This window comes from Aurantiacibacter sp. D1-12 (assembly GCF_028858515.1).
GTDB lineage: Bacteria > Pseudomonadota > Alphaproteobacteria > Sphingomonadales > Sphingomonadaceae > Alteraurantiacibacter.
This window is the reverse complement of the sequence record NZ_JAPJZJ010000001.1, coordinates 354,345-367,494: the sequence shown is the minus strand read 5'-3', so window position 1 is coordinate 367,494 and position 13,150 is coordinate 354,345. Positions and strand designations below refer to the sequence as shown.

Sequence of the window (13,150 nt, the reverse complement as noted above, 5' to 3'; positions counted from 1 at the left end):
TCAATCTTCTATCTGCTTCATCACCAGCGAGGCATTGGTGCCACCAAAGCCGAAGCTGTTGTTGAGCACTGCGCCGACTTCGCGCTTTTTCGCGGCGAGCGGAACCAGATCGACACCTTCGGTACCATCATCAGGGTTGTGCAGGTTGAGCGTTGGCGGAACCACCTGGTCACGCATGGCGAGGATGCAGAAGATACTCTCCACCGCGCCTGCTCCGCCCAGCAAGTGGCCGATGGCGGATTTGGTAGAGCTCATGCTTGCGCCGCCGAGATCATCGCCCAGCACGCGCTTCACCGCAGCGAGTTCAATGGTATCGGCCATAGTGCTGGTGCCGTGGGCGTTGACGTAGTCGATATCCGAAGGCTCCAACCCGGCCTTCTTCAGCGCCATGCGCATGGCGTTCTCTGCACCGGCACCTTCCGGGTGCGGAGCGGTGACGTGATAGGCATCGCCCGACAGGCCATAGCCCACAACTTCGGCGTAAATCGTCGCGCCGCGAGCCTTCGCGTGTTCATACTCCTCAAGCACGATAACCCCGGCACCCTCACCCATCACAAAGCCTTCGCGGTCCTTGTCGTAAGGGCGGCTTGCCTCGGCCGGGCGATCGTTGAAGCCGGTGTTGAGCGCGCGGGCCTGCGCGAAGCCCGCGATGCCGATGGGGCAAACAGTCGCCTCGGCGCCGCCTGCGAGCATGATGTCGGCATCATCGTCACGGATCATACGCGCGGCATCACCGATGGAGTGCGCGCCGGTCGAGCAAGCCGTAACCACAGCGTGGTTGGGGCCCATCAAGCCGTACTTGATGCTCACCTGACCGGAAATCAGGTTGATCAGGCGGCCGTGTACGAAGTGCGGGGAAACACGGCCGGGGCCGCGTTCGTAAAGATTGCGCGATTCCAGCTCGATCCCCGGCAGACCACCGATCCCCGATCCGATGGAGCAGCCGGCACGCAGCTTCTGCTCATCGGTCATCTCGGTCAGACCTGCGTCTTCCAGCGCCTGACCAGCGGCATCGATGCCATAGACGATAAACGGATCGACCTGACGCTGGATTTTGCCGTCCACGCGCTTGTCAGCATCGAAGCCCCATTCATGATCGGCAGGCTTTACTTCGCCCGCAATCGTGCATTTCTGGTCCGAAGCATCGAACTTGGTGATCGGGCCAATGCCGCTTTCACCCGCGATCAGGTTCTTCCAACTGGTTTCGACATCCCCGCCCAAGGGGGTCACAAGGCCAAGGCCGGTTACGACAACGCGCCGCATATTCTCTCTCCGCAATCAAGAAAGGCCCAGCCACCACGGCTGAGCCTTCCATACCCTTTCCGCGTCAAAGCTGCCCTGCAGGCACCTTCACGGTTTTGGGTGAGTTCAAAGCGTCAGCCAGCGATTAGCCGGCGTTTTCTTCGATGTACTTGTTAGCATCGCCAACGGTGTTGATCTTTTCGGCAGCGTCGTCCGGAATTTCCACACCGAACTCTTCTTCGAAAGCCATCACCAGCTCGACGATGTCGAGGCTGTCTGCACCCAGATCATCGATGAAGCTGGCTTCCGGAGAAACCTTGTCTTCTTCCACGCCGAGATGTTCGACGACGATCTTCTTCACGCGGTCAGCGGTATCGCTCATGTATTCCCTCTCAAGATTGGGGTTTGAAACTTCCCTTTCGCCCTAATGAACGGGCACGGCAAGCGCAAGTGTCTGCGACAATCATGTGGGTGCGATTGTTGCGATTGACAAGCCGACTAACGGATCTCTTCGTCGACCACCATAGGCTCTGGAGCGTCATCAGGAGCTAAAAATGCTTCTCTGTCAGCAAGTTGCCTGTCCGCACGGCGACGCTGCTCGAGCCTCTGCAGCCCCTCCTGCCCCTCATCATCCGAACGATCATTGCCAAGTGCAAGGCTATATCTCGCTTCCGCCAGAGCAAAATCACCGCGTTGTTCGGCGCACAGACCGGTGTTGAAGATCAGAGAAGGCGTTTCGGGACTGGCTACAAACAACGTTTCGAACATGTCGCAGGCAGTGGCTTCATCGGTGTCGGTCATGCGCACAGCGGCACGAAAATCATCGCGGAGAGCGCGGTCCAGCCCGTTGCGGCTTTCCATGATGCGAAGGTCTTGCACCCTGTATCGCGGCGCAAGTGTGTGCCGTGCCTGGTTGGCAATGTCGGACAGCCAGCTTTCGAGAGTGCCGGTGAAATCAGGCTTGTCATCAAAGCGTGGGCAATACCGCGAGCTGGTGTTTCGCTCGAACGCGCCAGCCCAGATGACATCTCCCTGATAACCGACCAGTCGCATTTCGGGGGCAAGCGATACATTCACCTGGATGCAGCGCGCTTCGACTTCACGCGTCGCAATGCAATCGCCATCCTCGTCCCGCTCGGTGCAGATTTCACGCGTCTCGCGGAATGTACTCTCGGAGAAACGCGGTTCGGCATAGCCTTGCAGTATGCCATCAGCTTCATTCGCAAGGCTTGGCGGCAGTACCGTGAACCACGGTTCTCCGCCTATGGTGACATCGCGCAGTCGATCTTCCAGTATGAAAGAGAGACGTGCGCCTTCGGGGCCGCCAAACTCCTCAACCGCAATGCGTTCGACCAGGACCGCTTCATCGCTCCCGGCCGGGTAGATGCCGGAGAGACGCAAGGTCTCGGCATGCGCAGCTGTAGCTGGAACCATCGCCGCAACAGCGAGCAGTGCGAACAGATATTTCTTCATGTCACCCCCTATGAATGCACATTGGAGTGACATTTTGTTCAGTAAAGTTCAACCTTAGCTGAACAAGCTATCCTCAACCGGGCTGCTTCGGCGGTTCTACAGTCCGCACATGCACGTCGCGCAACGCGCGCGGCTCAACCGCATTGGGCGCGCCCATCATCAGGTCCTGTGCACGCTGGTTTAGCGGAAACGCGATGACTTCGCGGATGTTCGGCTCGTCTGCCAGCAGCATCACGATACGGTCGATACCCGGGGCCGAGCCACCGTGCGGCGGTGCGCCGAGCTTGAATGCCTCGATCATGCCGGAGAAGTTCTCGTCCACATCCTGCTTCGAATAGCCGGCGATCTCGAACGCCTTGTACATGATGTCCGGGCGGTGGTTACGAATGGCGCCGGAGCTGAGTTCATAGCCGTTGCAGACGATGTCATACTGCCACGCCAGAATTTCGAGCGGATCGGTATTCTCCAGCGCTTCCATCTCGCCCTGCGGCATCGAGAACGGGTTGTGGCTGAAATCAACCTTCTTCTGTTCTTCATCGTACTCGAACATCGGGAAGTCGACGATCCAGCAGAACTTGAAGCAATCCTGCTCGATCAGCTCTAGCGTTTCGCCGACACGGGTGCGGGCAGCACCGGCAAGGCGGGCGGCGTCCTTTTCCTTGCCCGCAGCGAAGAACAGGCCGTCGTTCTCGCCAAGGCCCAGCTCGTCATAGAGCTTCGCCATGTTCTCAGGGCCGTGGTTCTTGGCAATCGGCCCGCCGAACTCACCACCCTTGCGGGTGACGTAGCCGAGGCCGGCAAAGCCTTCGCGCTTCGCCCAGTCATTCATCTCGTCGAAGAACTTGCGGCTCTTCTCGTTAGTGTTCGGCGCGGGGATCACGCGGATTACACCGCCGCCGCCAACGATCTTTTCAAAGATGCCGAAGCCCGAGCTGGTGAAGTGGTGCGTCACGTCGCTGATGATCAGCGGGTTGCGCAGGTCCGGCTTGTCCGTGCCGTACTTCAGCATGGTTTCGGCATAAGGAATGCGTGGGAATTCGCCCGCAGGAGTGACAGCCTTGCCGTTCGCAAACTCCTCAAACACGCCAGCCAGCACTGGCTCGATGGCCTGGAACACGTCTTCCTGCGTGACGAAGCTCATCTCAAAGTCGAGCTGGTAGAACTCCGGCGAGCGGTCGGCGCGCAGGTCTTCGTCGCGGAAGCACGGTGCGATCTGGAAGTAGCGATCGAAACCGGCAACCATCAGCAGCTGCTTGAACATCTGCGGTGCCTGCGGCAGCGCGTAGAACTTGCCCGGATGCAGACGGCTTGGCACCAGATAGTCGCGCGCGCCCTCTGGCGACGATGCGCCAAGGATCGGCGTCTGGAATTCCGAAAAGCCCTGATCGGTCATGCGGCGGCGCAGGCTCGTGATCACCTGATTACGCAGCATGATGTTGTTGTGCACGCGCTCACGACGCAGATCGACGAAGCGATACTTGAGGCGCGTTTCTTCGGGATAGTCCTCTGCCGAGTTCACGATGAGCGGAAGCTCGTCCGCATTGCTCTGCACGGTGACCGAGCGGGCGAAGACTTCGATATCACCGGTTGGCAGGTTGGCATTTACGGCTTCCGCATCGCGCGCCTTCACATCGCCATCAATGGTGATGACACTTTCCAGCCGCAGCGAATCCAGCAGCGTAAGCGCGGGAGAGTCTTCGTCCGCCACGATCTGAGTAATGCCGTAATGGTCGCGCAGGTCGACGAACAGCACACCGCCGTGGTCACGCTTGCGGTGGATCCAGCCGGACAGGCGGACTGTATCGCCAACATTCTCTTTGTTGAGCTGTGCGCAGTTGTGGGTACGATAGGCGTGCATCGGGACTCTTTCCATTTCGGAGGCTATAACCTAAGGGCGCGCGGCGTTGCAGCGCTCAAGGCTTTGCTTTGTGCGCGCGCTAACAGGGTATGCACGACGCTTTGTCAAGATTCGCGTCTCGACAGGCTGAGTGCGGTAGGCACGGTGAACCGGCCAAAACGAAACGAAGAGTGATGAAAATACATCCCCTAATTACTGATTCCAAAGACCTCGCCATGCTGTGCAAACGCTTGGCGAAAGGCGAATTTGTCTGCGTGGACACGGAGTTCATGCGCGAAAATACCTATTACCCGCTGCTGTGCCTGGTTCAGGTCGGCAACGAGGAAGAGGCTGCGGCGATTGATCCACTGGCCGACGACATCGATCTCGATCCGCTGTGGGAATTGCTGACCGAGAATGACGAGATCCTGAAAGTCTTCCACGCCGGCGGGCAGGACGTGGAGATCGTCTACAATTTCACGGGCAAGACCCCCTACCCCATTTTCGATACACAAATCGCGATGATGGCAATCAGCCAGAGCGAACAGATCGGTTATGCCAATCTTGTCGAAAGCTGGCTGGGCACCACAGTGGACAAGGGCGCGCGCTTTACCGACTGGAGCCGCCGCCCACTGACCGACCGGCAGATCGAATATGCCATCGGTGACGTAACCTATCTGGCGCAGATCTTCCCCAAGATCCTGAACAAGCTGATCAAGACCGACCGCGGCCATTGGCTGAATGCGGAGATGGAGAAGCTCGCCGATCCGGAAAACTACGCCAACGATCTGGAAGTCGCATGGCGCCGCATCCGCGCGCCCGGCCGCAATCCGCAGGTCTTGGGCCGCCTGAAAGACCTCGCCGCATGGCGTGAAACAGAGGCGCAGGACAAGAACATCCCGCGCGGCCGGATCATTCGCGATGAAACGCTGGCCGATCTCGCCAGCCACCCGCCCAAGAAGCAATCGGATCTGTCCAAGGTGCGCGGACTTTCACAGGCTTGGAAAGAGAACGATATCGGCAAGCGGCTGATGCGCGTGCTCAAGAATGCTGAGCCTCTGCCAGCAGAAGAAATGCCCAGCAAGCCCAAGCGCGGTGCGCCTCTAGGCAAGGAAGGGGCACTGGTGGCGGACCTGCTCAAACTGCTGCTGAAAATCCGCGCGCGCGAGATCGAAGTGGCGAGCCGGCTGCTCACCAAGTCCGACGAGCTGGAAGCCCTTGCTGCTGGCGTTCGCAAGCTGCAGATCCTCGAAGGCTGGCGCTTCGAAGTGTTTGGCAAGGATGCCCTTGAACTTGTGGAAGGCAAACTGGCCTTTGCCGTAGAAAAGGGTCGCCTGAAGATGACCCATATCGATGACGTCAAGGCCGAAATGGCAGAGGCTGCAGCAGCGGAATAGATGAGCACATACCTCCCCACGATCAAACAGCTCCAGTACCTCGTCGCATTGCACGAGCATGGGCATTTCGGTCGCGCGGCGGAGGCATCGTTCGTTTCGCAGTCCACACTTTCGGCAGGCATTCGCGAGCTGGAATCGCTGCTAGGCGTCACACTGGTTGAACGCAGCCGACGCGTGGTGCGTTTCACTCCACTCGGCAAGAACGTGGTCGACAAGGCGCACCGCGTGTTGCGCGAGACGGAGGAGCTGGCCGAGCTGGTTCAGGCTGCGGGCAAACCTCTGTCCGGCGAAGTCCGCCTCAGCGTTATTCCCACAATCGCGCCGTTCCTCCTGCCACGTATCCTACCCCGGTTGCGCAAGGAGCGTCCGCAGCTCAAGCTGTTCCTGCGGGAGGAAACATCCGACCACGCTATTGAATCGCTGCACCACGGACGCGCCGATTGCGTACTGCTCGCCCTGCCCTTCGCCACAGGCGATGTGGAAAGCGAAATCATCGGTGAGGATGACCTGTTCGTTGCTTTCCCGAAGGATGATCCGCGCGATCCTCCGCCCGAAATCCCCGCCAGCATGATCGACGAAGGCCGCCTGCTGTTGCTTGAAGACGGGCATTGCCTGAAAGAACACGCCCTCGCCGCCTGCAACCGCCCCGAACTACGCGGCAGCGCGACGATGATCGGCACAAGCCTGCACACCTTGGTGCAGATGGTCGACAACGGCCTCGGCCTGACGATGCTACCGCAAATGGCGATCGATGCGGGGATCCTGCACGAAACCGATGTGGTCGCCCGCCCACTAAAAGGCGCGAAGACCAGCCGCCAGATCGCGCTGGTGTGGCGGACGAATTCACCGCGATCAGAAGAATTCAAGCTGCTGGCTGAAGAGTTGCGGGCGGGCTAGCTAAGCTATTGGCTGCGCAGGGGATCTATCCTCAATCCATATGCTTCACGCCGACGCGCAAGTAATCCCAGCCGGTAATCACCGTCAGAATGGCAGCAGCCCATAGCGTCACCAGGCCGACCGTGTGCGGCACATTGTGCGTGATGCCGCCGGCAACCACATTCCAATCCGGTAGCCCTTGCCCCAGGATTAGCGCGCCGAGCGCAATGATCTGGAAAGTCGTCTTCCACTTAGCGAGTTTGCTTACAGGCACGCTCACCTGCAGCCCGCCGAGAAATTCGCGCAGGCCAGATACAGCAATCTCTCGCACCAGAATTATCAGCCCGGCCAGTACGTGCATGTCGCCGACGTAGGGGCCGCGCAAAACACCCATTGCGGTGAGGACGAGGATCACAGTCGCCACCATGATCTTGTCCGCAATCGGATCGAGGAAAATGCCGAGCTTGCTCACAGCGCCGCTGGCCCGCGCCAGCATACCGTCGAAATAGTCGGTGATACCCATCGCCGCGTAGAGCCCGAAAGCGAGCAAGTAGCCCAGCTCCCATCCGGGCCACCACATCAGGTAGCCGAGCAGTGGCAGCGCTAGGATGCGCGACATCGTGAGAATATTGGGCAAGGTCCACATGGTTTTTTCGCCCTAGCCTGTTAATGCCGCCGGAAAAAGCATGGCCTAGCGACAAGATCGGTTATAAACCGGAAACGCTGGGGCAGCGGGAAAGAGGCGATCACTTGTACGATTCACGACACCTGCTGAAAGTCCGGCGTTTCCTGCCGCTGTTCGTCACCCAGTTGCTGAATGCGTTCAACGACAACCTGTACAAGACCACGATGGTCCTGTTCGTGGTCTATACGGTGTACAGATCGGCTGAGACCGAACTGATCTTTTCCAGTCTGGCTTCGGGCGTCTTTATCTTTCCCTTCTTCATGCTCTCGGCCATTGCCGGGCAACTGGCAGACCTGCGCGACAAGGCAATGTTGATCCGCCGTATCAAGGCTGCCGAAGTGTTCCTGATGATCGTGGGTGCTGCCGGGTTGTTCATGGCATGGAACGGCGTTGCGGTGGATGAAGTTGCCATCCCGCTCCTTATGCTCACACTGTTCGGGACAGGCGTCCAATCGGCGTTTTTCGGACCGATCAAATACGCGATCCTGCCACAGCATCTTGAAAAGGATGAGGTGCTTGCCGGCACCGGACTTGTCGAGGCCGGCACCTATATCGCCATTATGGGCGGTGTCATTCTGGCTGGCTTCATGTCGGAGCAGGTGGAACTGGCAGCATTTGCCATCATCGGTTTTGCACTGCTCGGCTATATTGTCGCCCGGCAAGTGCCCCCGGCCCCGCCACAAGGAGAGATCGAGGCCATCGATTTCAATCCGTTCACCTCGTCATGGCGGTTGATCAAGGAAGCCCGGGAACGGCGCGAGGTCTTCCTCGCGATTATCGCCATCAGCTTTTTCTGGACCATCGGCTCTGTCCTTTTCATCCAGTTCCCGCCGCTGGCAAAGAATGTCCTGTATGCGGACCCGAAAGTGGCGAGCCTCTTCCTCGTGTTCTTTTCGATTGGCGTGGCGATCGGTTCGGTCGCGGTGAACATGCTGCTGAAGGGTAAGGTATCAGCCCGCTACTCGCCCATTTCTGTCACACTGATGGGCATCATGGTGATCGTGTTCTACTTCGTGTGCCGGGCGTGGAACGTGATGGTCCAGGATGAAACGTTGATGGATATCACCACCTTCCTCACCTATCCGCTCGCCTGGGCCGTCCTCTCCAGCCTTCTACTCGTGGCGATCTTCGGTGGGATGTTTGTGGTGCCACTGTATGCTTTCCTGACAACCAAGGTGCCAAAGTCGCAGACGAGCCGCGCCGTGGCCGCCAACAATATCGTCAATTCAGGAGCTATGGTGATCGGCGCACTGCTCGCGCTTGCATTAGGCGCAATCGGCGTTCCGCTTGCGGAACAATTGCTGCTCAGCGCGGCCATGTGCGTGGTATCCGCCTGGCTCGGCCGTATGCTTTACCGCGCAGAAACCGGCGAATCAGAGCTGGACTGAAATCAGCCGAAAAAGGTCAGCGTCGCGACAAAGCCTGCCGTGTAGGTGGCCGCAACCGTTTCCACATCGCGACGGGTCAGACCCAGCTTCAGGCGCCAGGGCACCATCCGCTCAATCTCGTTTGCGCGATGCACCACATGCGGCGGCAGCGAAGCGCGGAACGGGTGGCGGGCCGATTCATCGGTAAGAACAAGTGAACGTCTCATGATGCGGCTTTAACTATTTGCTAACCATGTTGGGTATCGCAATGGTGGCGCTGTCCAAAGACGGGACGAATGCGCAAAATCGCGGTTAATTTCCCCCGCAAACTTGGTTGCAGCTGCAACCAGCCGAAGCTAGTGCCTCAGCCATGAGCTCAACCACCTCTCGCAGCGCGTCGCGCCTGCTGATCGATTGCCTTGTCGAACAGGGCTGTGACCGTGTCTTCACCGTGCCGGGGGAAAGCTTTCTTCCCGCGCTCGATGCTCTCGCTGATTGCGAGGCGATTGATACGGTGACGTGCCGGCAAGAAGGCGGCGTTACCTTCATGGCTTGCGCCGATGGAGCGATGACCGGCAAGCCCGGGGTGGCATTCGTTACCCGTGGTCCGGGCGCAACCAATGCCAGTATCGGCGTGCACGTGGCCATGCAGGATTCGCAGCCGATGATCCTGTTTGTGGGCGATGTGGACCGCCGAATGAAAGACCGCGAAGGCTTTCAGGAAGTCGACTTCCCCGCGTTCTTCGGCCCGATCGCCAAGTGGGCTGCCAAGATCGATCATGCAGAGCGGATCCCCGAATATGTCGCCCGAGCTTGGGCAACGGCCATGTCAGGCCGCCCGGGCCCGGTCGTGCTCGCCCTGCCCGAGGACATGCTGCACGAGGACAACATCGCAGCACCCGTGCGCCCCGCTGTCACCAAGCCTGCCCAGGCGCCCTGCCCCGATGCGATGGCGACGATGATGCGAATGATCGGCGACGCCGCCGCTCCGGTAGCGATTGTGGGAGGCGCTGGTTGGAACGAGCGCACGCGGCATTACTTCACCGAATTTGCCGAGCGGATCGGTATTCCGGTGGCGACGGCTTTTCGCAGGCAAGATGCGCTGCCCCCGTCCTCAAGCGTCTACGCAGGCAATCTGGGCTACGGTCCCAATCCGAAGCTCATCAAGCGCGTCAAAGAGGCCGATGTCCTGCTCATTGTCGGCGCGCGTATGGGCGAAGCGACAACCGACGGTTACGAACTGGTGACGCCCGATCACCCGGATCAGGTCGTCATCCACGTTCACCCCGACGCGAACGAGCTGAACAGCGTCTATCGTGCCGACCTGCCGATCTGTGCCGATATGGCCGAATTCGCCGAGAGCGCCGCACTCTGGGAAGATGGTGAGACCATTCCCTTCGATGCCGGTGCTCATGCGCATGACGAATGGTTGGAGTGGAATACTCCGCGTGACGAAGCGCAGTTCGACCTCGACCTGGCACTTGCCATGAAGAAAGCGCGCGAATTGCTCCCCGCAGACAGCATCATTTGCAACGGCGCAGGCAATTTTGCGGGCTGGTGGCACCGCTATTGGCCTTATGCGGGCTCCCCCTCGCAGCTAGCCCCGACGGCAGGCGCGATGGGATATGGCGTCCCCGCAGCCGTAGCTGCTGCGCGGCGCTTCCCAGATCGTACCGTTGTTGCCGCTACAGGTGACGGTGATTTTATGATGAACGCGCAGGAATTGGCGACAGCCGCGCAATACGGACTCGATCTGCTTGTGATCCTGTTCGACAATTCCACCTACGGCACTATCCGCATGCACCAGGAGCGCGAGTATCCAGGCCGTGAAGCCTCGACCCACCTCGCCAACCCCGATTTCGCGATGATGGCACAAAGCTATGGCGGATGGGGTGCGCGCGTCGAGAACAACGCGCAGTTCGATAAGGCGCTGGAAGAGGCGACGAGCCGCAAGGGCATTCGCCTGATCCACTGCATCACCGATATCGAACAGCTCTCCGCCGCCGGAGCGACGGTAAGCGGCCTACGTAATAGGTAGGCCGCAGCCGATAGGCATCAGCCTTCGGCCATCTTGAGAATCTTCTTCCACTCGTCCGCGGTAATTTCCGCCACGGACAGGCGGGAGAGGCGCACGAGCTCAATGCCTTCGAGCTCCGGATTGGCCTTGATCGCCTTCAGCGTGACAAAATTGTCGAGAGCACGGACTGGCTTTACATTCACGGTGGGCCACTTGCCTTCAGGATCGGTTGGATCGATCAGGCCTTCCTTGCTGACCTCTGCAATACCAACGATCTCCAGCCCCTTGTTGGAGTGGTAGAAGAATAGCTGGTCGCCCTCTTTCATGGCTTTCAGATTGTTCGCAGCTCGGTGGTTGCGCACGCCGTCCCACACAGTCTCGCCGTCGCGGACGAGGTCATCCCACGAGTATTTGAATGGTTCCGATTTGATCAGCCAGTAATTGGGCAATGCGTCCTCCTTGTTGGTCAGCGTTTGCCTAGCGATTCCTGCCACAAGTCGCAATTAACGGACTGTTGAACATGTTGCTGCATAGGGAAGCATTGAAACTTGGGGGCAATGCTCGTTTTGACTGTCAGAACAGCCATGAACAAAACTGCTGATGCGGCATTGAAGCCCGCGCAGCGTGACATCATCACGTTGGGCATCGCCATTGCCGCCATCATCCTTTTCATCGGAACCGGTGGCACGGTCATGCCGCAGATTGTGCGATCATGGATGGGCCAGGGCAGCGCACCTGACATGCTGCTGACCAATGCCCTGTTGCTGAACGTGGCGCTTCTGCTGTTCGGCTGGCGGCGGTACAAAGACCTGAATCGCGAAGTCGAGGTACGTCGCCGTGCGGAAGAGCGTGCACGCGAGCTGGCAGAACGCGATCCGATGACCGGCTGCCTTAACCGCCGCAGCGGCCCGATCGCCATCGAAGTCATGCGCGTTGAAGCGGCCAAGCGTGAAGAGGACGTAGCCGTCCTTTTGCTCGATCTCGACAATTTCAAACAGATCAACGATCATAACGGACACCAGGTCGGCGACATGGTGCTGACCACAATCGCCGAGCGCATCGCAAAGGAATTGCCGGCAGACGGATTGCAGATCCGGATCGGCGGTGACGAGTTCGCCTGCGCTATCCCGTTCGAATATCGCGCACGCGACCGTGTTGATGCTCTTGCAGACAAGCTGATCCAGATCGCTTCCGCACCGATCAAGCATGAAGGCCTTCTGATTGAGGCCACCATTTCTCTTGGCGTTGCGCACAGTCACACCACAGCCGGTGATCCACCAAGCGCAGACAAGCTCATCCACCGTGCCGATATCGCGATGTATCATGCCAAAAAGCGCGGTCGGAACCGGTACTTCTGGTTTGAAAGCCAAATGGAAGACGAGCTTCGGTACCGCAACGAGCTGGAAACCGGCATCCGTGAAGGCCTGCAGGCGGGTGAATTCGTCCCCTTCTACGAACAGCAGGTCAATCTGGAGACCGGCGAGCTGGTTGGCTTTGAAATGCTGGCCCGCTGGCGTTCACCCAAATACGGGTTGGTGAACCCCGACGTCTTCATTTCCATCGCCGAAGAGATCGACGTGATAGGCGCGCTTTCCGAAAGCCTGATCCGTCAGGCATTGGTCGATGCAAAGGGATGGTCCCCCGACCTCTCGCTGTCAGTCAACATCTCGCCGATCCAGCTGCGTGACCCGTGGTTCGCGCAAAAGCTGCTGCACATTCTTGTCGAAAACGGCTTTCCTCCGCACCGGCTTGAGATCGAAATTACAGAGAGCTGCCTGCACGAGAATGTCGGCGCGGTCCGTTCAATTGTCACCAGCCTGAAGAACCAGGGAATCCGCATCAGTCTGGACGATTTTGGCACCGGATACTCCAGCCTCTCGCAATTGCGCTCACTGCCATTTGATCGCCTCAAGATCGATCGCAGCTTCGTGACCGAGCTTGCCGGCGAAAACGCCAATTGCGAGCTGGTGCGGGCGATTGTCTCGCTCGGCAAGGGGCTGTCGCTTCCGGTCACTGCGGAAGGCATCGAGAACGGCAAGGTACTTGATGCGCTCACAGGCCTCGGCGAGATCAAGGGTCAGGGCTATCTTTACGGACGCCCGGAAAATGCCGATGCGACCCGCAAACGCCTCGCCAAGCTTGGTCTGCTGGTCGAAGGTAACAGCGACACGGAAACAGGCGCAGACGTGCTTGATGCAGATGCGGACCGTCTCGCCGGCTAGGCCTGCTCACGACCACCAGCCATTGCAGAAGCGC

The 13,150-nt window shown here is 59.1% G+C and carries 12 protein-coding genes; 5 read left to right on the top strand and 7 right to left on the bottom strand.

Features of this window, described 5'->3' with window-relative positions:
- From fabF to aspS, 4 genes are all read right to left on the bottom strand, one after another.
- Positions 1–1,263 carry a beta-ketoacyl-ACP synthase II gene (fabF, locus tag OOZ52_RS01910; protein WP_274696786.1) on the bottom strand — a complete coding sequence of 421 codons (1,263 nt, stop codon included), beginning with the start codon at positions 1,261–1,263 and terminating at the stop codon, positions 1–3.
- Between the two features lie 124 nt (positions 1,264–1,387).
- Complete coding sequence (locus OOZ52_RS01905; protein ID WP_274696785.1) at positions 1,388–1,624, bottom strand: acyl carrier protein; 237 nt, start codon at positions 1,622–1,624, stop codon at positions 1,388–1,390.
- 116 nt (positions 1,625–1,740) lie between these two features.
- Positions 1,741–2,715 carry a hypothetical protein gene (locus tag OOZ52_RS01900; protein ID WP_274696784.1) on the bottom strand — a complete coding sequence of 325 codons (975 nt, stop codon included), beginning with the start codon at positions 2,713–2,715 and terminating at the stop codon, positions 1,741–1,743.
- Positions 2,716–2,788: 73 nt separating this feature from the next.
- Positions 2,789–4,573 (bottom strand): aspartate--tRNA ligase, encoded by a 1,785-nt coding sequence (aspS, locus tag OOZ52_RS01895; protein WP_274696783.1) that lies wholly within the window; start codon positions 4,571–4,573, stop codon positions 2,789–2,791.
- 173 nt (positions 4,574–4,746) lie between these two features.
- On the opposite strand from aspS, the gene rnd reads away from it, so the two are divergent.
- Positions 4,747–5,949 (top strand): ribonuclease D, encoded by a 1,203-nt coding sequence (gene rnd, locus OOZ52_RS01890; protein WP_274696782.1) that lies wholly within the window; start codon positions 4,747–4,749, stop codon positions 5,947–5,949.
- Positions 5,950–6,846: a hydrogen peroxide-inducible genes activator gene (locus OOZ52_RS01885; RefSeq protein ID WP_274696781.1), complete on the top strand. Its 897-nt coding sequence runs from the start codon at positions 5,950–5,952 to the stop codon at positions 6,844–6,846. It begins immediately after the preceding gene.
- A 31-nt stretch (positions 6,847–6,877) separates the two neighbouring features.
- Here the strand turns inward: OOZ52_RS01885 and pgsA are convergent, their stop codons facing one another.
- Positions 6,878–7,471, bottom strand: coding sequence for a CDP-diacylglycerol--glycerol-3-phosphate 3-phosphatidyltransferase (pgsA, locus tag OOZ52_RS01880; protein ID WP_274696780.1), 594 nt, complete (start codon positions 7,469–7,471; stop codon positions 6,878–6,880).
- Positions 7,472–7,575: 104 nt separating this feature from the next.
- On the opposite strand from pgsA, the gene OOZ52_RS01875 reads away from it, so the two are divergent.
- A complete protein-coding gene (locus tag OOZ52_RS01875) occupies positions 7,576–8,898 on the top strand; it encodes an MFS transporter (protein ID WP_274697216.1) in 1,323 nt (440 codons plus the stop codon).
- A 2-nt stretch (positions 8,899–8,900) separates the two neighbouring features.
- On the opposite strand, the gene OOZ52_RS01870 is transcribed toward OOZ52_RS01875, so the two are convergent.
- Complete coding sequence (locus OOZ52_RS01870) at positions 8,901–9,104, bottom strand: hypothetical protein (RefSeq protein WP_274696779.1); 204 nt, start codon at positions 9,102–9,104, stop codon at positions 8,901–8,903.
- Between the two features lie 143 nt (positions 9,105–9,247).
- On the opposite strand from OOZ52_RS01870, the gene OOZ52_RS01865 reads away from it, so the two are divergent.
- Positions 9,248–10,915: a thiamine pyrophosphate-dependent enzyme gene (locus OOZ52_RS01865; protein ID WP_274696778.1), complete on the top strand. Its 1,668-nt coding sequence runs from the start codon at positions 9,248–9,250 to the stop codon at positions 10,913–10,915.
- A 17-nt stretch (positions 10,916–10,932) separates the two neighbouring features.
- Here the strand turns inward: OOZ52_RS01865 and OOZ52_RS01860 are convergent, their stop codons facing one another.
- Positions 10,933–11,388, bottom strand: coding sequence for an EVE domain-containing protein (locus OOZ52_RS01860; RefSeq protein ID WP_274696777.1), 456 nt, complete (start codon positions 11,386–11,388; stop codon positions 10,933–10,935).
- Between the two features lie 90 nt (positions 11,389–11,478).
- Here OOZ52_RS01860 and OOZ52_RS01855 point away from each other — a divergent pair, with 90 nt between their 5' ends.
- Entirely contained in the window at positions 11,479–13,116 is a 1,638-nt protein-coding gene (locus OOZ52_RS01855) for a putative bifunctional diguanylate cyclase/phosphodiesterase (protein WP_274696776.1), read from the top strand.
- Positions 13,117–13,150: the final 34 nt, after the last annotated feature.